Raw genomic sequence first — 19,310 nt, 5'->3', positions numbered from 1 at the left:
AGGTGCCATTATGATTAAGTCATTAACGTCCTTATCAGATTTAAATATGCGAACAGGTGCCGACATTCTCCTTGAGGTTCTTGAGAGTGAAGGCGTGGAATATATATTTGGCAACCCCGGCACGACGGAACTCCCGCTGATTGACGCCCTGCTCCGGCATGAAAATATTCATTATATTCTGGCGCTCCAGGAGAGCAGCGTGGTCGCCATTGCTGACGGCTACGCGAAAGCCTCCGGCAAGACCGGTTTTATCAATTTGCACACCGCCAGCGGTCTCGGGCATGGAATGGGAAATTTAATCAACTCGCGGATCATGAAAACGCCGCTGGTTGTCACCGTCGGGCAGCAGGACACGCGGCACTACGTGCGCGACCCGCTCCTGTATGATGACATAGTCTCCATTGGATCGCCGGTGGTGAAATGGGCGCAGGAGGTCACCAGCGCCGACCAGCTCCCGGTTCTTGTGCGTCGCGCGTTCCACGCTGCCAGCTATCCCCCCGCCGGTCCCGTATTGCTCTCTCTGCCAATGAACGTGATGGAAGAGCTGAGCGACGCCGGGATACAAACGGCCTCCAAAGTGAACTATCACACCGTCGCGGGCTCGCTGGACGAGCTGGCGGCGGAGCTGAGCCAGGTTACGCCCGGCAGGATCATGATTGTGGCGGGGGATGAAGTTCACTCCAGCGGCTCAACGCCGGAGATTGTCCAGCTTGCAGAAGCGCTTGGTGCACACGTTTACGGCTCATCGTGGCCGTTGAATTTGCCCTTTCCCACGCAGCATGCCCTCTGGCGCGGCAATATGCCTACCACCGCCAGTGAAATTGCCAGCATCGTTAACGCCTACGACGCGGTGTTTATCATCGGCGGCAGAAGCCTGATCACCATATTATACAGCGAAGGAGACGCGATTCCGGGCTCATGCGCGGTCTACCAGCTCTCCGCCGACATGAACGAGCTGGGCCGCACCTATGCTACACGCCTGTCGGTGATGGGGGATATCAAACTCTCCCTGAAGGCGCTCTTACCTCTGCTTGAGCAGCGCCTGGTGGCAGGCAAATTGACGCATCAGCGGCTGCTCAAAACGGCACGCGCTGAACGTGAAAAAGAGTGGCAACTGCAGGAAGAACGTCTGGCTGCCGAGCGGCTGCGCCCGGCTATTTCGCCGATGGTGGCGGCCTATGAAGTCATCAAAGCCGTTCCACCGGGCGTCACCATTGTTGATGAAGCGATTGCCACAGCCAGACATGTCCGGCGTTTTATCTCCGACCCGCAGCACCAGCGCTACTATTTCATGCGCGGCGGCGGTCTGGGCTGGGGTATGCCTGCGGCGGTGGGCCACTCGCTGGGGCTGGGCCGCGAGCCGGTAGTGTGCCTGATGGGCGACGGCGCTTCGCTGTATTCACCGCAGGCGCTCTGGACGGCGGCACACGAAAATCTGCCGGTCACCTTTATCGTCATGAACAACCGGGAGTACAACGTTCTTAAAAACTTTATGAAGGGCCAGCCGGGCTACAGCTCGACGCAGCTGGGGCGCTTTATCGGGATGGATTTGGTTAACCCGCACATCGATTTTCAGTCGCTGGGCACCGCCATGGGCATTCGCTGTTGTCGGATAACCGATGCCGCAGACATCGCCGAAGCGGTAACCCGCGGACTGCAGTCAGGAAAAACCAACATGATTGAAATCGCGATTTCCGCGGATTAACTGCATCTTTGCGCTGTACCCTACATAAAAAGCTTATAAACGAAACGCCTCCAGCCGCTTAATCTGCCGCCCCTGGGCGTCAAAATTCTCCGCCGCCAGCCAGGCGCGCAGCTCCGCATCCCTTTGCGGCCATTCGCCGTCAATAATCGAAAGCATATCGCTGTCGCGGTTGCGGCCCTTGCGCACCAGCTTCTGGCGCAGGCGTCCTTCCCAGACGAACCCCAGCCGCTCCGCCGCGCGGCGTGAGGCGGTGTTCATTGAATCACACTTCCACTCCAGCCGACGGTACTTGTGCTCGAAGGCATTTTTCAGCAGCAGCCAGACCACTTCGGTGCCGATGCGGGTGCCTTTCATCCTGCGCGACCAGGTGACGTGGCCGATTTCCACCGAGCCCTGAAACCGCTCAATCGCCATGTAGCTCACCAGCCCTACCGCTTTTTCAGTGCGTAAATCGATTACCGCAAACGGGACCAGATCGTCATCCATCACCTTGCCGAGCACCCAGTGCGCGGTGGCTTCCACGCTTTCTGGCTGGGTACTTGCAAGCCACGTCCAGTCGCTGTCATCACCCAGTGCGTAAGCTTCGTATAAATCAGCCGAATGGCGATCCGCGTCCAGCGGCTCCAGGCGGCAATACTGACCGGTGAGCGGGGTGCGGGTTAAGACGCGAGCGCATTTCCAGTCCGGGACGATATCGTTAACGGTTTGACCATGTTGATTGATTTCGGGCACGGCGGTGACTCCCTGAAAGGTAAGGAGTTTGTTATAGCAGGTTAAAAAGCGGTCGGAAAGGGAGAACGTGCAGGCCGGGTAACGCGTCGCCGCTACCCGGCATAAAATCACTTAAGCAGCTTCACCGTAGCGTCGATGTCGATCTCATCTTCGGTAAAGATCATCGTTGTGTTCTGGAAGGTGGTGATCGCCAGCTTCTTCACCGTGCGCATTTCGCCCGGCTTCTTGTCGGATTTCGGCTTGATGCTGTTCATCAGCAGCCCCACCGACAGCACCGCATTCTCTTTGTCGATTTTAGTCTCAACCGGCTCTTCTTCGCTGAACACCACGAAGGATTTGATCGAGGAGAGCTTCACGCGCTCGCCCGCAATAAAGAGATGTTTGCTTTCCGGGATCACCTTCACCGCATAGGCGGAAAGGCCTTTGTTGTTGGTGGTTGGCTCAAAGGTCACCGCGGCATCTTTCTTAATCAGATCGGGGTTGGCGACCTTAATCACATGAAAATAGCGGTTGTCGCCGTTTTCATCTTTGATAAATCCGAAGCCTTTATCTTTAAACCACGTTGTGATTGTACCGTTCATCGCTGTTACCGCCTGTCAGATCTCAAGACTAAAGTTTTGCAGCGCGCAGTGTAATGCACAATGGCTGAGGAGACAAAAAAAAGCCCCTGCACGGAGGCAGGGGAAAACTCATGTCAGAGCTTATTAGTATTACGTTTTTAGTTGAACACCATCCCACCATCAATCAACAGCGACTGGCCGGTCATGTAGTCGGAATCCGGCCCGGCCAGGTATGAGACGCAGGCGGCGACGTCTTCCGGCTCGGACAGACGGCCAAGCGTAATGCGTTTGGCAAAGGTTTCAGTCCCGTAGCCAAGCGGTTTACCCGCCGCCTCGGAGACCTGACGGTCGATTTCCGCCCACATCGGCGTTTTAACGATGCCCGGGCAGTAGGCGTTAACGGTGATGCCCAGCGGCGCAAGGTCTCGCGCTGCGGTCTGAGTCAGGCCGCGCACCGCGAACTTGCTGGAGCTGTACACCGCCAGTTCAGGGTTGCCGGTGTGGCCCGCCTGGGAGCAGGCGTTGATGATTTTGCCGCCGTGCCCCTCTTTGCGAAACGCCTCGATGGCAGCCTGAATGCCCCAGATCACTCCTTTCACGTTGATGTTGTAGACCTTGTCGACAATCTCCGGCGTGATGAATTCGATGGGGGTGGACGGCGCAATCCCGGCGTTATTCACGATAACGTTAAAGCCGCCCAGCGCGGTGCGCGCTTTCTCCACCGCCGCAAATACCTGCTCGCGGTCAGAGACATCGACCTTCACGGCGACGGCCTTACCGCCGTTGCGGGTGATTTCATCGGCGACGGCTTTTGCCGTCTCAACGTTATAGTCGGCGATGGCGACGGCAAAGCCATCCTTCACCAGGCGAAGCGCGATCGCTTTACCAATCCCCTGGCCTGAGCCTGTTACGAGAGCAACTTTTTGCATTTCTCTGTCCTTATATTGAGTCACAAAATCTGGCTGAGATGGAGCTGGCCCATCAGCAGCGGGTTATCGCTGTAGTCGACGGGAATGGCCACCACGGCAGGGCCGTCCACATCCATTGCCGCACGCAGCGTGGGTTCCAGCGCCTCGGCGCTCTCCACGGCAAAGCCCTTCGCGCCGAAGGCGTCGGCATACGCTTTGAAATCGACAGGGCCGAACTCTACGCCGGAAAGGCGCTGGTATTTTTTCTCTTCCTGAATGGCCACCATGTTGTAGCCGTTATCCACCCAGATGATGTGCAGCACATTGGCGTTGAGGCGCACTGCGGTTTCCAGCTCCATGCTCGACTGTAAAAAACCGCCGTCACCGGAGACCGACACAACCTTGCGGCCCGGGTTCACCAGCCATGCGCCAATGGCCCACGGCAGGGCGACGCCCATGGTCTGCTGACCGTTGGAGATCATCACCTGACGCGCCCGGAAGCTGTAGAGGTAGCGGGCGATCCAGATGTGGAAGCTGCCCATATCCACGGTAAGCGTCACGTCGTTATTCACGATATCCTGCATGGCACGCACGATGCGCAGCGGGTGCAGGGCAAACTGGTTGAGCGAGGCGCCACGGCGATCGAGCAGATCCCGCTGATGCTGGCGATCGACCAGAATTTCTGACGCACGCGGGCTCAGCTCCAGCTTATGGTCGATCCGGTTTGCGAGCAGGTTCAGCGTTTCGGCGATATCCCCCACCAGCTCCAGATCCGGGACGTAGTTACGCTCTTCATAGGCGGGCAGGACATCGATGTGCACCAGCGTCGCGTCGCCGCTGTTCCACATGGACGGCTCGTACTCCACCGGGCTGTAGCCAATGCAGATAATCAAATCCGCCAGATGCAGCAGCCGGTCGCCCGCCTGGTTATTGAACAGGCCGACGCGTCCGGCAAAGCGGGTGAAGTGCTCCTGGTTTACCGCCCCGGCGGCCTGATAGGTGCTGGTGACAGGAATGCGGCTTTTCTCCAGCAGCTTGCGCAGCGCGGCGCTGTTGGCGGGCTGGCTGGCCATCAGGCCGAGTAAGATGACCGGGTTTTTGGCGTTTTCGATAAGCTTCGCCACGTCGTTAATGGCGGATTCCGGTGCCGGGCCCATCAGCGCCGGACCGCTGGCGGGTAAAATCGCGCCCGTCGCGGGCTGGTCGACAATATCCTGCGGCAGGCTGACGAACGCGCCCCCCGGCCTGCCGTGCTCGGCGGCGCGAAACGCGTTCGATACCACTTCGGCAATCGCGTCCGGTGAACTCACCTCCACGGCGTATTTGGTGACCGGGCTGAACATGGCGACGGTGTCCATGCTCTGGTGTACCAGCTTGGCTTTATCCGCCCGCTTTACCGCCCCGCCCAGCGCCACCACCGGGTCGCCCTCGCTGTTGGCGGTGGCGATGCCGGTGATCAGGTTAGAGCAACCCGGCCCGGAGGTGACCAGCGCCACCCCGGCCTTACCGGTCAGCCGCCCGACCGCCGCCGCCATAAACGCCGCGTTGGCCTCATGACGCACCGGAATGATCTCAATGGAGGAGTCCAGCAGGGAATCAAATACCTTGTCGATTTTCGCACCCGGGATCCCGAACACCTGCTTCACGCCCTGCGCTTCCAGCTGGCCGACAACCATATCGGCGCCGTGCGCCCACTGACGTGACTGTTTCTCACTGTTCACGGTAGTTCTCCTGTTAGTTTTCGACGGAACGGATCGCTGCATCAAGATTGCTGGGGTGAAGGTTGGCCTGTAAGAACGCGCTGTCGGCGGGCAGGTCAATCATCAGCTTGTGTATTTCGCCGAAGGTGAGCACGCCGCTCTCCAGCTGGTAGTCCAGCAGATGGCCCCCGCCCTGACGGTCGTCGGTAATGAAGTGTTCGTGATACCCCGCCACGTTAATGCCCTGCATATGCTGCGGGGTGCGGAACCCGACCAGCACCCCTTCACGCTGGTTAAAGCGGAACACCGGCTGATCATCCAGCACGTCGGTCATCGCCCGGTACGGCGGCTTCTGGCGCGGTACGGTGCGGGTGTGGGCGTGGCGGAAATTGCCGTCAATGCGCAGCGCGCAGAACAGGTTGTCGGAGGGGATCTGCTGGTCAATCACGTCGTGGATCTGCTGACGGCTGACCGGCGCATCGAAGGTTTTGCGGTACTGCGGCTGGAACCAGGTCATTACCGCAAACGGCGTTTTCTGCTCCGGCTTCGCGGCCCGGGCGCTGCCGTCGGCGCGCAGCTGGTAGACCTGGCTGCTGAAGGCAATCATTTCACCGTCCAGCTCGTTAAAGGTGCCGAGACCAAAATCACCGTGTGCCAGCAGGTCGGCGATCGTCGTCTCCCCTTCGTACACGCCGCTTAGCAGGGCGCTCATTAGCGATGTCTGGTAGATCACGCTGTCAGGATGCTGGGCTGAGAACCCGCGCAGGGTCTCGCACAGGCTGGCCTCACAGTCGCAGGCAGATGAATGCGTCATCGTGCTCGTCCTCTTCAACTTTATTTAGAAAGGTTAAATAAATGTTGACCCGATTCAGCAGAGAGTTCCAATATAGAAACCATGCTGGTTTGAGACGTTTTAGATATGGAACTTCGTTATCTGCGGTATTTTGTCGCGGTTGCACGCGAGCGACACTTCACCCGGGCGGCCGAAGCGCTGGGTATTTCACAGCCTCCTCTGAGTCAGCAGATCAAACGGCTTGAAGAGGAAGTCGGCACGCCGCTGTTCAGACGCCTGACGCGGGGCGTGGAGCTGACCGAGGCGGGAGAAGCGTTCTATGAGGATGCCTGCAAGATCCTGGCGCTGAGCGATGCCGCGCTGGAAAAGGCCCGCGGCATCGCGCGCGGGCTGAACGGCAATCTGTCGATTGGGATCACCAGTTCAGATGCCTTTCACCCCAAAATTTTCGCGCTGATTCGCCAGTTTCAGGTGCAGAACATGGCGGTGCAGGTTCACCAGGTGGAGGCCAATATGTCGTCGCTGACGACGATGCTGGCGGAGGGTGAACTGGATATTGCCTTCGTACGCCTGCCGTGCGAGAGCAGTAAGATGTTTGAAATTAAAATCCTCGACCGGGAGCCGATGGTGGTGGCGCTGCATCGCGACCATCCGCTGGCGGCTTGCGGTTCGCTGGCGTTAGAGCAGCTTCGGGGTACGCCGGTGGTGCTGTTCCCGCAGGAGGTCGCGCCGGGCCTGTATGACCGGGTGCACGGCTGCTGCGAGCGGGCCGGAATTGACGTGCAGCACGCGCTGCAATCGTCACAGCTTTCGTCGTCCCTGAGCATGGTCTCCGCCGGCGGCGGGTTTGCGCTGGTGCCGAAATCCATGGCGGCCATTTCACCGCCGAATGTGACCTATCATGCGCTAAGCTCACCGGCGCTTTATACCGATATCGCGCTGTGCTGGCGGCGTTTTGAACGCTCGCGGACGGTGAGGCGGTTTTTGACGATGATGAGCGAGGAATCATAGCGGCTTATAGGGGTTTTGAGGGTTTGTTGGCCGGGTAAGGCGCAGCCGCCACCCGGCAAGTCAGCCTTCGTCGTCAAATCCAGACATCGTTCTCTGCGGTGCGATCCCCGCCTTCGTGTCCCGTATTCAGAACCCCGCAAGGTTCTATCATCATCATTTTTACCGTCGTTTCAGCAGACGTCTTATGTTCAACGCCTTTCGGCACAACGTACAATTCCCCCGGATTAACGAGCACGTGCCCGTCACGAAAATCAATACGTAACACACCCTCAACCACGATAAATGCTTCGTCGGTTTCAGGATGCGCGTGCCATATAAAATCTCCCTCTATTTTCACAATCTTAAACTGGTAGTCATTCATCTGAGCGATGACCTTCGGCTGCCAGTGCGCGTCGAAGAGGGAAAATTTATTTTCCAGATTAATGGGCTGATACATGGTGACACTCCCTATGGTTGAGAAGTGTCCAGGATAGAGTAAGGCCGTTGCGCCGGTCTTGAATGATTGTGCAGCTCAGGTGCGGCTGTTTTGGATGATTTTCTGCCAGCGTCCCGGTGAGATCCCCAGCGTTTTGATAAACTGGCGAGTCATATGACTTTGGTCAGAAAACCCGGCCTCAACGGCCGCTTCAGCAAGAGACAGGCCTTTTTCAATCAAACGTCGGCAATATTCAAGACGCCGCATCGTCACATAGCGATACGGGCTTGTTCCGTAAAGTGCACGAAAATCCCGACTCAGGCTCCAGCGATCCCTGCCGCTGACCTCGGATAGCGTGTCGAGCGTAATGTCCTGGCTGAATTCTGTTTGAATATATTCGCGTGCACGCTCTGCGCGACGATAATCGAATGCGCATCGACGAAAGCGTTGTCCTCCCACCATGGCCAGCGTGTTGGCCAGATCGTAAAGCGCATCCTCTTCTTCCAGCGTATCGACAGGTTCTTCTGGTGCTTTTAGCAAGGATTCGGTCGCCGCAAAAAGCCGGGGATCGGATGAGATCCCGCCGGGAATAAACGGCAGCGGTTTTCCGCCCAGGATTTTCTGAACTAACGCCGGATCGATATACAGCATCCGATACTGAAATCCTTCAGTCGTCCCCGCCTCTCCGTCATGCACTTCGTCCGGGTGCAGAACCATCGTCCCGCCCGGAAGGCTGTGTTGTTGACTGCCCCGATAGTGAAAGCTCTGCACCCCGGACAAGGTTCTGCCTATCGCGTAGGTGTCATGCCGATGTGGCTCATAGCCATGTCCGCTGAAATACGCCTCTATGCGCTCTATTTTCCCGGGTTGTTGCGCCAGTCTGACCCAGTCTTTATTGGCTTTTGCATTCGACATATGACACCTGATGCCCTGTGAGGGTGAAGCAACACCATAAACGCATCGGGTGCAGTTTGGAAAGTTGTTGCAGGCAATGCGGGGAAACAAGATGCAGTAAAAATAGCCAGATAATCAGATACAGAGCGACAGTATGCTAACGTATCCTGATTCCACATCCTCACTTGCCTCCTGCTTCAGGCATTCATACATGCGCCGGAATACGCAGAACTAGACTTTCACCTCCGCATGCAATGCGGCCTGCGGGACGGGCACTGATTTTTTCCCTGTACGCCAGCAACGCAGGCCAGGGACTCAGCTCAATGGCGAAGAACCTGGCCCACCCAGGTTGCTCAAAATGAAAAGGTCTGCGTGAAGGAGTAACCGCGATGCAAACTGTGCCCGGCGGCGCTGCGCTTGCGCGGGCCTACGTGTCGCGGGTTGGTTGACGGTTTTGTTGGCCGGGTAAACGCAGTGCCACCCGGCAAGTCAGCCTTTGTTGTCAAATGACGGGATCCTGGAACGGTAAAGGTCTTACTGATGCACGCTTCGGTACTACGTTTTCCTGGTAATTGTCTGCCGCAAACCATCTGTTACTCTGGCAGGACTCAAAGGATGACAAGGAAGAGGAATGCTGAATCCCGGATTCGTTACCCGCAAAGCGCTTGCTCAGTGGCAGGATGTTCCCGCTTTTCTCCCCCAGTTCCAGTTTCATGAAAAACACCGAGCGGTCATTCATACCGCGCATCCTGAAAATATTCTGCCGTTGATTGCAAACTTTGACGTCCGGCAAGATGCCGTGATTCGTCGACTGATGGCTTTACGGCAATTACCGCAAAAATTACTACGTAATCAGCAGGCTGACTCAATCAGCAACTTTGGCCTGCACAGTTTTACCCTGTTGAAAAACTCTGCATCTGAGCTCTGCTATGGCTTAAAAGGACAATTCTGGCGGACTAATTTCGGTCTGGAAAACGCACTGGACGCCATGGCTTTTCAGTCGCCAGCCGCGCCGGGTAGCGCGACATTGCTGCTGCGCTACCAGGTAACGGAACTGGCCCCAGGTCAACATGAACTCTGTACGGAAACCTTCGTCTATTGTCCGGACAAACGTACTCAACTCAAAATGGCAGCCTACTGGCTGGCAATACGGGCCGGGAGCGGCTGGATCCGTAAAAGGACGCTGAAAGTGGTTAAGTTGAATATTGAAGGGCTGGAATGAGCGAGGAGCGAAGCTATGCTTCATAGAAAACCCTATCAGGTTTCAGAGAAATACGAATGCTATAAGAATAACTATCTGGTGAGTACAGACAGAGAAAAGCTTGATGTACAGGCTATTCATCAATATCTGACGAGGTCAACCTGGGCAAAAGGCATTCACCTGGACATTGTTTCTGCCTCCATAGAAAACAGTCTTAACTTTGGCCTTTATCATAATGAACACCAGATTGGTTTCGCGCGTCTGATAACAGATTATGCTACCTTCGCCTACCTTTGCGATGTCTATATCCTTGAAGAACATCAGGGCAAAGGGCTGGGAAGATGGGTTATGGAATGCATACATCATCACCCTGTGTTTGAGCAGCTTCGCAGGATCATGTTATTTACCACGACTGCACCCTGGCTCTATGAAAAATTTGGCTACGAGCCCGTAAACAGAAAAAACTATGCATGGACGATTACGCGGCCTGATATCTATTTGAATGAAAAATAGCCTGGCTGATAATCCCTGTTCAGCTCCCCGTTGACTTATTGACTCTGTGTTTTCATCATCCGTTTCCGGGACAACGCGAACCCGTTCGGTCTGTGAAGATCGAACGTACGCTAACGACAGCAGCGCTAACCTTAAAGAGCGGGACTATTTGCTATGAATCCAAGGGAAAATATTGTCAGTACATTCAGCGAGTTGTCTGCAGAATTACAGCGTGCTGCCGAGTTCTCGCTACAGAATACCAATCAACTGGTTGTGCTATCAATGCGTGCCTTCGCCAGTGAAGCCGGTGTAAAACCCGCCACGTTGCTGCGGTTGGCGCAGCGATTGGGCTACAACGGCTGGGGTGAACTCAAGGACGCTTTCATTGATGAACTCGGGCTGCGCAATGATACATATGTCTCCAAAGCCGAGAAGCTGATCGCCAAAGGCACTCAGCCGCAGCTGTATGAAGAGGTATTTCAGGCGCATCAGAGAAATTTGGCTTTTACACAGCATGAAAACCATCAGGCTATGGAGCAGGCGGTATCACTGTTGGACGCGGCCGAGAATGTCTATATTTGCGGCTTCCGGGCCAGTTTCCCTATCGCCTGGTCGCTGTTTTATGTCTATCGACTGTTCAATCGGCAAGTCTCGCTCATTGATGGGCTGGCGAGCAATATCGAGGTATTCACCCGCGAATTAACAGCACAAGATTGCCTGTTACTCACCAGCTTTGCGCCATATTCACGTGAGTCACTCGATGTCCTGCGCGCGGCTCAGCAGGCGGGCGCGACAATCGTCGCCATCACGGATTCTCCCGTCTCGCCATTAGCACAGGCCGCCGACTGCACGCTGCTGTTCTCTATCGACAGCCCGTCGTTTTTCCCTTCCGTGGTGTCTGGCATGGGGCTCGCCGAGTGTTTACTGGCGATGCTGGTCGCGCGCCATGGTCGGGACGCAGTGAATAAAATCGAAAATGCTGAACGCTATCTTAATAACTCTGGCGCCTATGTGGTGCCCGGAAAACCCTGAAAAATAATTCATATGCATCTGGCATAAGAAAACAGAATGCATTTGAATCAAAAATGAAATTGACGTGATACAAATGGATCCTGCAAGATGCGCTTCATTAGCAAAGCGTATTCAGGAGCAGGACCAGCATGAGCCATATTATTCACCGCAGTCTACGCAACACGCCCGCCGTGGCGGTACGCGCCCAAGGGGCGTACATTTTCGATGCACAGGGAAAACAGTATCTGGATGCCTGCGGTGGCGCCGCCGTGTCCTGTTTAGGTCACGCGCATCCTGACGTGCTGGCTGCGATGCATCGCCAGATCGATCAACTGGCCTATGCCCATACCAGTTTTTTTACCAGTGACACCGTTGAACAGCTTGCTGAACAGTTGACGCGTACGGCGCCAGGCGATCTTAACTATGCTTATTTCGTTTCGGGCGGTTCGGAAGCGGTCGAAACCGCACTCAAGCTGGCGCGTCAGTATTTTGTTGAGATCGGCCAGCCGTCGCGCACCAAATTTATCGCCCGTAAACAGAGCTATCATGGCAATACCCTTGGGGCGCTCGCGGTGGGAGGCAACGAATGGCGCCGCCGCCAGTTTGCTCCCTTGTTGATCGACGTGATCCGCGTTTCGGCCTGCAATGAGTATCGCGACCGCCGCGCAGACGAAACCCAGCAGCAATACACCACGCGTCTGCTCAACGAGCTAGAGCAGGCCATTATTGAGGCCGGTCCCGACACCATTATTGGTTTCTGTGCAGAAACCGTGGTGGGGGCCACCACTGGCGCCACCCCGCCTACCCCGGGCTATCTTAAAGGTGTACGCAACCTGTGTGATAAATACGGCATCCTCTATATCGCGGATGAAGTCATGTGTGGCATGGGACGCACCGGCACATTGCATGCGTTTGAACAGGATGATGTGGTGCCGGATTTGGTGACCATCGCGAAGGGGCTGGGAGGCGGCTATCAGCCGATTGGCGCAGTATTAGCGAGCGAGAAGATTGTCTCAGCCCTGCAGGCCGGTAGCGGTCTGTTCCAGCACGGGCACACCTACATTTGTCACGCGACCGCCGCTTCCGCAGCCCTGGCAGTGCAGCAGGTGATTGCGCGCGATAATTTGCTGCAGGCGGTTAAGCAACAGGGGGCTTACCTGCACAACGCATTGCGTGAGGTACTGGGGGAATTACCGCACGTCGGTGATACGCGTGGACGCGGCTTGTTTGCCGGCGTTGAGCTGGTACGCGATAAAGCCAGCAAAACCCCCTTCGATCCAGCCCTGAAGCTGCATGCAGCAATCAAAGCAAACTGTATGTCACGTGGGCTGATGGTCTATCCAATGGGGGGAACAATTGACGGGCAATATGGCGACCATATCCTGATCGCGCCACCGTTTATTGTCACGCCTGGCCAGCTCGACTTTGTGGTGGATACGCTGAACACCGTGATTCACGAAGAGACGAGCAGATTATGATCAATCGTTTACCGGCGCTGGCGGAGCATGAGTGGGACGACCAACAGCGTACTTTGGCCGAAGAGATAATCAACGGGCCCCGCGGTGCGCTGCTGCCCCCTTTCGAGCCGCTGCTGCGCAGCCCAGAGCTGATGGCCCATGCACAACGCATGGGAGAATACCTGCGTTATCGCAGCGCGCTGGGACAGCGCCTGTCGGAACTGGCGATTTTGATGACCGCGCGGCACTGGTCGCAGCCTGTAGAGTGGGCGATTCATGCACCGATAGCGCGCGAGAAGGGTATTTCTGCTGCGGCGGTGCAGGCGATTAATGAAAAACGTCTTCCAGAGGATCTGCAGCCGGATGAATGGGTGGTTTATCACTTTTGTAAGGAGTTACATGAACAGCAGAAGGTCAGCGATACCACCTGGCAGCACGCTATCGCGCTGTGGGGTGAGAAAGGCGTGGTGGATCTGATCGGAATCAATGGTTATTACAGTTTTCTCTCAATGATTATGAACGGCGCACAGACGCCGGTACCCGACACCTGGGATGAGATTATTCCCGCTTAAGTTTTCGCTTTAAATTTGGCGCATGAAAGTGCGCCCTGCATATCAACGTTTTATTTTCCCACCCCGCCGATGTATTTCGCCGGGTGACATTCATGCACGCTACTTCACTGACGCCGAGGGTTATTATGTCCGGATTATTGACTAAATTAAAAGTTACGTTAGCGCTGGTCGCTTGCTCCGCCAGTTTTGTGGCACAAGCGCAGGATAAATTAACGGTTGGCGTTGATACCGCGTTTGTCCCCTTTGAATTTAAACAAGGCGATAAATACGTCGGCTTTGATATTGATTTGTGGGATGCCATCGCTAAAAAAATGAATGTCAGCTACGAATTACGCCCGATGGACTTCGGTGGGCTAATTCCGGGGTTGCAATCACGGAATCTGGATGTCGCCATGGCGGGCATTACGATAACCGATGCGCGTAAACAGGTCGTCGATTTCAGCGACGGTTATTATGATGCTGATTTATTAATGGCGATTAAAAGCAGCGACAATACCATTACTAAATTCAGCGATTTAGCAGGAAAGAAAGTGGGATTAAAGCAGGGAACGGCGGCGGCCAGCTTTATGAAAAGCAAATATAAGGCGAATTATGTCGAATTCCCGAATATTGATAACGCCTATCTTGATTTGCAGGCAGGTAACCTTGACGCCGTGGTGCATGATTCCCCCAACGTGCTCTATTACGTAAAAACGGCAGGTGATGGAAAAGTGAAATCAACCGGCGAAACTGACAGCATTCTGCCGCAGCACTACGGCTTTGCGATGCAGAAAAACAGCAGTCTGACGCCGAAGATCAACGCAGCGCTGCAGGCGTTACGTGCAGACGGAACTTACAGCAAGATTTACGTGAAGTGGTTTGCTAAACAGCCAAAATAATCCCGCCAGGTCGGAGCGATCCGACCTCGTTGCATCTTAACGGGTAACATGATGAATTTCGACAGTAAATATATTTGGGAGTCCCTGCCGCTGTTGTTGCAAGGACTACAGCTGACGCTGGTTATTTCACTATCAGGTTTATTGGGTGGTTTTGTTATTGGCCTGCTGGCGGGAACCTGCCGGGCGCTCGGAGGGAAAATATCAAAGACAGTCTCGTTAGTCTTTGTCGAGTTAATCCGCGGAACGCCTATTATGGTGCAAGTGATGTTTATTTACTTCGCACTCCCCATGGTGCTACCGATTCATATCGACCCGGTAACCGCGGCCATTACGACCATTGTGATTAACTCGGGTGCCTATATTGCAGAAATCACCCGAGGGGCGATCCTCTCAATTAATAAAGGATTTAGAGAGGCCAGCCTGGCAATGGGATTATCCCAACGCAGCACGCTATGGCATGTCATTATGCCGCTGGCATTGCGCCGTATGATCCCGGCGTTAGGTAATCAGTGGATTATCAGTATAAAAGACACCTCGCTGTTTATTGTGATTGGTGTGGCGGAATTGACTCGTCAGGGACAAGAAATTATTGCCGGTAATTTTCGCGCGCTGGAAGTCTGGACCGCCGTGGCAATGATCTACCTGCTGGTGACGCTGTGCCTGAGTTTCCTGCTGAAGCAACTGGAGAAAAGGATCCATATTTTATGAGCATGGTTGAGTTTAGCGCAGTGTCGAAAAATTTCGGCGCCACTCAGGTGCTGCACGACATCAATTTAAAAATTGACGCCGGCGAAGTGGTGGTGATCATCGGTCCTTCCGGATCGGGTAAGTCGACGCTGCTGCGCTGCATTAATAAGCTGGAGGAAATTTCCTCCGGCACGCTGCTGGTAGCGGGAATGCATCTTACCGATCCTCACGCTAACGAGTGTGATATCCGCCGTGAAGCCGGGATGGTGTTTCAGCAGTTCCATCTGTTCCCCCATCTGACGGCGCTGGAGAATGTGATGTTTGGTCCGGTTCGCGTACGCAAACAGAGCAAAGCCGCCGCGCGGGAACAGGCACTCGCGTTACTGGAGCGCGTTGGCTTACGCGAACGCGCCAGCCACTACCCATCAGAGCTCTCTGGCGGTCAGCAGCAACGCGTGGCCATTGCCAGAGCCCTGGCGGTGAAACCGAAAATGATGCTGTTCGATGAGCCGACCTCAGCGCTGGACCCCGAATTACGTCATGAGGTACTGAAAGTTATGCGCTCGCTGGCCGAAGAAGGCATGACCATGGTGATTGTGACCCATGAAATCGGCTTCGCCCGCGATGTGGCATCGCGGCTAATCTTTATTGATGGCGGCACCATTGCCGAAGATGGTCCACCTGATATGCTGCTGAATAGCAGTCGCAATCCACGCCTGAAAGAATTTTTGCAACACGTATCCTGAACAGAAGTGAATGATAACACTATGAAAAAAATAGACATTCGTGGTTCCGCTTTTGCAGTAGGTCAGGCGCTTGGCGCGTTCGGCCGCGAAGCTTGGCATGCAAAACTGACACAAACGGCGTTGTGGCAAACCGTTACCGCCATGAAAGACGCAGAACAGACCCGGAGCATGCGCTCGCTGGTCCAGTCTCAGTATCCCCTTATCTGGCAGGAACTGGAGGGATTAGCCGAGGGTCTGGAAGCACCGTTTGATGAGGTCTTTGCCTGGAATTGCCGCGGCGATCTGGTGCGCTCGACCTCTGACGGCTGTACCACGGTAGCGGGAAGCACCGCTGAGGGAGAGCTGATTATCGCGCATAATGAAGACGGTTTCCCGCAGCTTCGGCATGACTGCGCCATCGTCAGCATTACCCCGGATGACGGCCTGGCGTTTACCAGTTTTGCCTACCCAGGGTCGATTTGCGGACATACCTTCGCCGTAAACGAAAAGGGCGTGGTGAATACGGTGAATAACATACGCGCTTTGCACCGTCCACGCGGCATACCGCGTCAGGTATTAGCCCGCGCCGCGCTGAATTCCGCCACGCTGGATGAAGCCATTTCCATACTGACTACCGAGCCACGCGCCGGTGCATTTCACCATACGGTGGGACAAATGGGAGACAGCCGGCTGTTTAGCGTGGAGTCTACGGGAACAGGCTGTTCCGTTATGCCGCTGCGGGAGGTTTTCGCCCATGCTAATCACCTTATCCACCCTCAGCTTGATGCGGTTGAGCAGGTAATCACTGACAGCTCCCGGTCACGCCAGCAGCGGCTAAACGCCTGGCTAAAGACGCAATCTCACCTCGATGGCGCGGCAGCACTGGGTATTCTTTCAGACCAGCATGATCCCGCGCTCCCGATTTATCGTCTCTCGCCACAGGACCCGGATGAAGAGAATACGCTGGCCACGGCCGTCTTTACCCTGAGCACGTCGGAAATAAAATGGCAGATATTCACTCACGATCGGCAAAAACCCGCTTTTGAGTCTTACTGAGTCGCTTCCGCACCTAATGCGGCCTGCACCGCTGGACGGGCACTGATTTTTTCCCTGTACGCCAGCAACGCAGGCCAAGGGCTCAGCTCAATGGCGAAGAACCTGGCCCACCCAAGCACGGTGAAAAGATAGGCATCTGCCACGCTGAATGACGCTCCCATCAGATAAGCGCTAGTGGAGAGCGTCTCCTGAAGAAAATCGAACCGCCTGAACAGCTTCTCGCGAAAAATAGTTTTGACCTCTTCGGGCAGCACGCGGTTGAAAAGAGGTGCCGATCCGGCGTGTATTTCGCTGGTGATAAAGTTTAGCCATTCCTGAAGCCGCACTCGCTCCCAGCTGTCTGCTCGCGGTGCCAGCCCACTTTCTGGCTTGAGGTCTGCCAGGTACTGCAAAATGGCTGGCCCTTCGGTCAGTATTTTCCCGTCATCCAGTTCAAGCGCAGCGACATAACCTTTAGGGTTGATGGTCAGGAAGTCGCGCCCGTCAGCGGTAAGCTTGCTCCTGTTGTCCACTTTAACCAGTTCAAACTCAATCGCCAGTTCGCGAAGCACGATATGGGGTGAGAGTGAACAGGTGTCCGGGGCGTAATAGAGTTTCATAATCTCTCCGTTAAAGCGGCTAAGTGAAAAAGATTCGGTTTGCCCACACTGTGCTTAAAGCCGCTCTCACTGTAAAATTAATGATTCATAAATTAACTATTAGCTGAACTACTGATACCCATGATGAATCTTTTGCACTGGCGCCTGGTGGTTGCCGTGGCGGACGCAAGTAATATTTCGCGTGCTGCTGAAAAGGTCGGCATGACGCAGTCGGGCGCCAGCCAGGCGATCGCTCAGTTAGAGGCCTCATTAGGATTTGCGGTATTTACGCGAGAGCGGCGCCACATCGGCGTGACTGCCCTGGGTGAGCGGGTTGTCAAAGAGGCAAGAAGCATGCTGGCGCGACTGGACGCCATCCGCGCGCTGGCGGATGAGAGCCGTGGGCTGAGTGGCGGGCGCATTCGTCTTGCCAGTTTCCCTTCTGTGACATCCACGCTTTTGCCCGGACTGCTGCGGGATTTTAAGCGCCTGCATCCTGAAATCGAGGTGGTCGTACTAGAAGGGACGGATCAGGAAGTCGAAGAGTGGCTGGCGGCAGATACGGTTGATGTGGGCGTGGTCATGAACCCTATTCCCGGACACGCGGATGCAATCCTGGGGCAAGATGCGTGGGTCGCGGTGTTGCCAGCCAGTCACCGTCAGGCTCGCTATGCGCATTCGCGGGGCATCACCCTTGAGGAACTGGCAGACCAGCCCTTCGTACTCGCAACGGGCGGTTGTGCCGTCAACGGAAAAAGCCTGATGGAACAGGCAGGCTTGCAGCTTTCTGACGTGCGCGTGACCGTCCGCGACTGGATCAGCGCCTGCCTGCTGGTACGCGAAGGCATGGGCGTCGCACTTATACCTGAATCCGCCCTGCCGGGTGAATTACGCGGCTTGTGCGTCGTGCCCGTAGCACCTTCACTGTGCCGGGAATTTGGGCTGGTTTGTTCGCAGGCGGGCAAATCCTCCCGCGCGACGCAGGCGTTATTAGAAGGGTTGCTCAAAATGAAAAGGTCTGCGTGAAGGAGTAACCCGGGTGCAAACTGTGCCCGGCGGCGCTGCGCTTGCACGGGCCTACGGCTCGTGTCGCGGGTTGGTTGGCTGTTTTGTAGGCCGGGTAAGGCGTAGCCGCCACCCGGCAATGCCCTTCTGGAAGCCACCTCGCAAACTTTCAAGTAACCTTATGTAATACACGGTTATCTCTTTCCTTCCCTTTTTCGCCGCCGTAAAGTGCCTGCGTTGCGGCACATCCGTAACCGGGCGTAGGAACCCGTTTAACATGACTCGGCAATTATTTTTGTCGCGACAGCGTTCATCCCGTTAAAATACGGTCGCGCTGGCGGAGCAACCGAAAGGTTGGCCGCTTTGTCATGTGCGGTATTCCTACCTCCGTCAGCGCTACCACCCATGAGCGTAGGAACTTATGTGGTGGTCTGGATTATTTTTGAAAAGGAATACTACATGACAACTATACCTACCTTGTCTTACGCACTTTCTGAGGAAAGTGCTGTTAATCACCTTCTTCACCTTCAACTTCCCGATTCTGCGGATCTCTTCGAACTGGCCGATGCCTGCACCGCCTATGTGAGCGTGCTGGTGGAAACTGACGACGCAGTAACGTCTGCCACACTCTGTAAGCGATTGCTGGCTGCGCTTAAGCGACTACGGGAACGCTGCGATGCCGAACTTCCTTCGTACCTGGTTGAACAGTTGATTGCGGGGGAAAAGATAACCTCGTGTATGCCGGACTGCTGGCAAGAGACGACGCTACAGGTGGACTATGCCGTGGCGTTAACGCTTGCGGTAATGGGAGGGACGTTGCCTGTGAGCGTGGCGAAAGAACTCACCGGGCTTCTGCATGATATGGTCTGGCTGCTGGCGGAGTTTGTGAAAGAGCCGTATATCGCGGCTCACTGAGGCGGGTGATGGGAG

Annotated in this window: 21 protein-coding genes; 13 read left to right on the top strand and 8 right to left on the bottom strand. The window is 55.4% G+C overall.

All coding sequences use genetic code 11. From position 1 onward, the window contains the following. Window positions 1-10: 10 nt before the first annotated feature. A complete protein-coding gene (locus HBM95_06080; GenBank protein ID NIH42507.1) occupies window positions 11-1,705 on the top strand; it encodes a thiamine pyrophosphate-binding protein in 1,695 nt (564 codons plus the stop codon). A 33-nt stretch (window positions 1,706-1,738) separates the two neighbouring features. On the opposite strand, the gene HBM95_06075 is transcribed toward HBM95_06080, so the two are convergent. The 5 genes from HBM95_06075 to budA all read right to left on the bottom strand — a co-directional run bounded on the left by HBM95_06075 (window position 1,739) and on the right by budA (window position 6,419). Further along, window positions 1,739-2,437, bottom strand: coding sequence for a GNAT family N-acetyltransferase (locus HBM95_06075; protein ID NIH42506.1), 699 nt, complete (start codon window positions 2,435-2,437; stop codon window positions 1,739-1,741). 107 nt (window positions 2,438-2,544) lie between these two features. Beyond that, the gene (locus HBM95_06070) at window positions 2,545-3,018 is read right to left on the bottom strand and encodes a cold shock domain-containing protein (protein NIH42505.1); all 474 of its coding nucleotides are present in this window, start codon (window positions 3,016-3,018) and stop codon (window positions 2,545-2,547) included. Window positions 3,019-3,155: 137 nt separating this feature from the next. Beyond that, a complete protein-coding gene (locus HBM95_06065; GenBank protein ID NIH42504.1) occupies window positions 3,156-3,926 on the bottom strand; it encodes a (S)-acetoin forming diacetyl reductase in 771 nt (256 codons plus the stop codon). Between the two features lie 20 nt (window positions 3,927-3,946). Beyond that, complete coding sequence (gene alsS, locus HBM95_06060) at window positions 3,947-5,626, bottom strand: acetolactate synthase AlsS (protein NIH42503.1); 1,680 nt, start codon at window positions 5,624-5,626, stop codon at window positions 3,947-3,949. A gap of 13 nt (window positions 5,627-5,639) precedes the next feature. Then, window positions 5,640-6,419, bottom strand: a complete 780-nt coding sequence (gene budA / locus HBM95_06055) for an acetolactate decarboxylase (protein NIH42502.1) — start codon at window positions 6,417-6,419, stop codon at window positions 5,640-5,642. Window positions 6,420-6,524: 105 nt separating this feature from the next. Between budA and HBM95_06050 the strand changes: the two genes are divergently transcribed. Beyond that, complete coding sequence (locus HBM95_06050) at window positions 6,525-7,409, top strand: LysR family transcriptional regulator (GenBank protein ID NIH42501.1); 885 nt, start codon at window positions 6,525-6,527, stop codon at window positions 7,407-7,409. 73 nt (window positions 7,410-7,482) lie between these two features. On the opposite strand, the gene HBM95_06045 is transcribed toward HBM95_06050, so the two are convergent. Together HBM95_06045 and HBM95_06040 are read right to left on the bottom strand one after the other, a co-directional pair. Further along, window positions 7,483-7,845, bottom strand: a complete 363-nt coding sequence (locus HBM95_06045) for a cupin domain-containing protein (GenBank protein ID NIH42500.1) — start codon at window positions 7,843-7,845, stop codon at window positions 7,483-7,485. Window positions 7,846-7,920: 75 nt separating this feature from the next. Then, entirely contained in the window at window positions 7,921-8,739 is an 819-nt protein-coding gene (locus HBM95_06040) for an AraC family transcriptional regulator (GenBank protein NIH42499.1), read from the bottom strand. Window positions 8,740-9,352: 613 nt separating this feature from the next. Here HBM95_06040 and HBM95_06035 point away from each other — a divergent pair. The 9 genes from HBM95_06035 (at window position 9,353) to HBM95_05995 (ending at window position 16,797) form a co-directional block, all read left to right on the top strand. Then, complete coding sequence (locus HBM95_06035) at window positions 9,353-9,940, top strand: hypothetical protein (protein ID NIH42498.1); 588 nt, start codon at window positions 9,353-9,355, stop codon at window positions 9,938-9,940. 15 nt (window positions 9,941-9,955) lie between these two features. Beyond that, window positions 9,956-10,432: a GNAT family N-acetyltransferase gene (locus tag HBM95_06030; protein NIH42497.1), complete on the top strand. Its 477-nt coding sequence runs from the start codon at window positions 9,956-9,958 to the stop codon at window positions 10,430-10,432. 153 nt (window positions 10,433-10,585) lie between these two features. Next, the gene (locus tag HBM95_06025; GenBank protein ID NIH42496.1) at window positions 10,586-11,443 is read left to right on the top strand and encodes a MurR/RpiR family transcriptional regulator; all 858 of its coding nucleotides are present in this window, start codon (window positions 10,586-10,588) and stop codon (window positions 11,441-11,443) included. A 128-nt stretch (window positions 11,444-11,571) separates the two neighbouring features. Then, entirely contained in the window at window positions 11,572-12,900 is a 1,329-nt protein-coding gene (locus tag HBM95_06020) for an aspartate aminotransferase family protein (protein ID NIH42495.1), read from the top strand. After that, window positions 12,900-13,451: a carboxymuconolactone decarboxylase family protein gene (locus tag HBM95_06015; GenBank protein ID NIH42494.1), complete on the top strand. Its 552-nt coding sequence runs from the start codon at window positions 12,900-12,902 to the stop codon at window positions 13,449-13,451. Before HBM95_06020 ends, HBM95_06015 begins: the two co-directional genes overlap by 1 nt. 125 nt (window positions 13,452-13,576) lie before the next feature. After that, window positions 13,577-14,329: a glutamine ABC transporter substrate-binding protein GlnH gene (glnH, locus tag HBM95_06010; GenBank protein ID NIH42493.1), complete on the top strand. Its 753-nt coding sequence runs from the start codon at window positions 13,577-13,579 to the stop codon at window positions 14,327-14,329. Window positions 14,330-14,380: 51 nt separating this feature from the next. Beyond that, a complete protein-coding gene (gene glnP, locus HBM95_06005; protein ID NIH42492.1) occupies window positions 14,381-15,037 on the top strand; it encodes a glutamine ABC transporter permease GlnP in 657 nt (218 codons plus the stop codon). Window positions 15,038-15,039: 2 nt separating this feature from the next. Further along, complete coding sequence (gene glnQ, locus HBM95_06000) at window positions 15,040-15,762, top strand: glutamine ABC transporter ATP-binding protein GlnQ (GenBank protein NIH42491.1); 723 nt, start codon at window positions 15,040-15,042, stop codon at window positions 15,760-15,762. A 21-nt stretch (window positions 15,763-15,783) separates the two neighbouring features. Next, window positions 15,784-16,797, top strand: a complete 1,014-nt coding sequence (locus tag HBM95_05995; GenBank protein ID NIH42490.1) for an acyl-CoA--6-aminopenicillanic acid acyl-transferase — start codon at window positions 15,784-15,786, stop codon at window positions 16,795-16,797. Here the strand turns inward: HBM95_05995 and gstA are convergent. After that, a complete protein-coding gene (gstA, locus tag HBM95_05990; protein ID NIH42489.1) occupies window positions 16,791-17,396 on the bottom strand; it encodes a glutathione transferase GstA in 606 nt (201 codons plus the stop codon). The two genes, HBM95_05995 and gstA, sit on opposite strands and share 7 nt — an antisense overlap. 120 nt (window positions 17,397-17,516) lie before the next feature. Here gstA and HBM95_05985 point away from each other — a divergent pair, with 120 nt between their 5' ends. Continuing rightward, entirely contained in the window at window positions 17,517-18,401 is an 885-nt protein-coding gene (locus HBM95_05985) for a LysR family transcriptional regulator (GenBank protein ID NIH42488.1), read from the top strand. 438 nt (window positions 18,402-18,839) lie between these two features. Then, window positions 18,840-19,295, top strand: coding sequence for a hypothetical protein (locus HBM95_05980; protein ID NIH42487.1), 456 nt, complete (start codon window positions 18,840-18,842; stop codon window positions 19,293-19,295). Window positions 19,296-19,310 lie beyond the last annotated feature (15 nt).

Source organism: Enterobacter asburiae (assembly GCA_011754535.1).
GTDB classification, from domain to species: domain Bacteria; phylum Pseudomonadota; class Gammaproteobacteria; order Enterobacterales; family Enterobacteriaceae; genus Enterobacter; species Enterobacter cloacae_N.
Note: the sequence above shows the minus strand (reverse complement) of the source record. Positions and strands in the feature narration are given on the sequence as shown.

What these genes read in the sequence shown, in the direction of transcription:
- HBM95_05980 (NIH42487.1), top strand. Translation starts at nt 18,840, where the DNA reads ATGACAACTATACCTACCTTGTCTTACGCACTTTCTGAGGAAAGTGCT.
- HBM95_06045 (NIH42500.1), bottom strand. Translation starts at nt 7,845, where the DNA reads ATGTATCAGCCCATTAATCTGGAAAATAAATTTTCCCTCTTCGACGCG.
- HBM95_05995 (NIH42490.1), top strand. Translation starts at nt 15,784, where the DNA reads ATGAAAAAAATAGACATTCGTGGTTCCGCTTTTGCAGTAGGTCAGGCG.
- HBM95_06050 (NIH42501.1), top strand. Translation starts at nt 6,525, where the DNA reads ATGGAACTTCGTTATCTGCGGTATTTTGTCGCGGTTGCACGCGAGCGA.
- HBM95_06040 (NIH42499.1), bottom strand. Translation starts at nt 8,739, where the DNA reads ATGTCGAATGCAAAAGCCAATAAAGACTGGGTCAGACTGGCGCAACAA.
- glnP (NIH42492.1), top strand. Translation starts at nt 14,381, where the DNA reads ATGAATTTCGACAGTAAATATATTTGGGAGTCCCTGCCGCTGTTGTTG.
- glnQ (NIH42491.1), top strand. Translation starts at nt 15,040, where the DNA reads ATGGTTGAGTTTAGCGCAGTGTCGAAAAATTTCGGCGCCACTCAGGTG.
- HBM95_06025 (NIH42496.1), top strand. Translation starts at nt 10,586, where the DNA reads ATGAATCCAAGGGAAAATATTGTCAGTACATTCAGCGAGTTGTCTGCA.
- HBM95_06070 (NIH42505.1), bottom strand. Translation starts at nt 3,018, where the DNA reads ATGAACGGTACAATCACAACGTGGTTTAAAGATAAAGGCTTCGGATTT.
- HBM95_06030 (NIH42497.1), top strand. Translation starts at nt 9,956, where the DNA reads ATGCTTCATAGAAAACCCTATCAGGTTTCAGAGAAATACGAATGCTAT.
- HBM95_06065 (NIH42504.1), bottom strand. Translation starts at nt 3,926, where the DNA reads ATGCAAAAAGTTGCTCTCGTAACAGGCTCAGGCCAGGGGATTGGTAAA.
- HBM95_06020 (NIH42495.1), top strand. Translation starts at nt 11,572, where the DNA reads ATGAGCCATATTATTCACCGCAGTCTACGCAACACGCCCGCCGTGGCG.
- gstA (NIH42489.1), bottom strand. Translation starts at nt 17,396, where the DNA reads ATGAAACTCTATTACGCCCCGGACACCTGTTCACTCTCACCCCATATC.
- glnH (NIH42493.1), top strand. Translation starts at nt 13,577, where the DNA reads ATGTCCGGATTATTGACTAAATTAAAAGTTACGTTAGCGCTGGTCGCT.
- HBM95_06080 (NIH42507.1), top strand. Translation starts at nt 11, where the DNA reads ATGATTAAGTCATTAACGTCCTTATCAGATTTAAATATGCGAACAGGT.
- budA (NIH42502.1), bottom strand. Translation starts at nt 6,419, where the DNA reads ATGACGCATTCATCTGCCTGCGACTGTGAGGCCAGCCTGTGCGAGACC.
- HBM95_05985 (NIH42488.1), top strand. Translation starts at nt 17,517, where the DNA reads ATGATGAATCTTTTGCACTGGCGCCTGGTGGTTGCCGTGGCGGACGCA.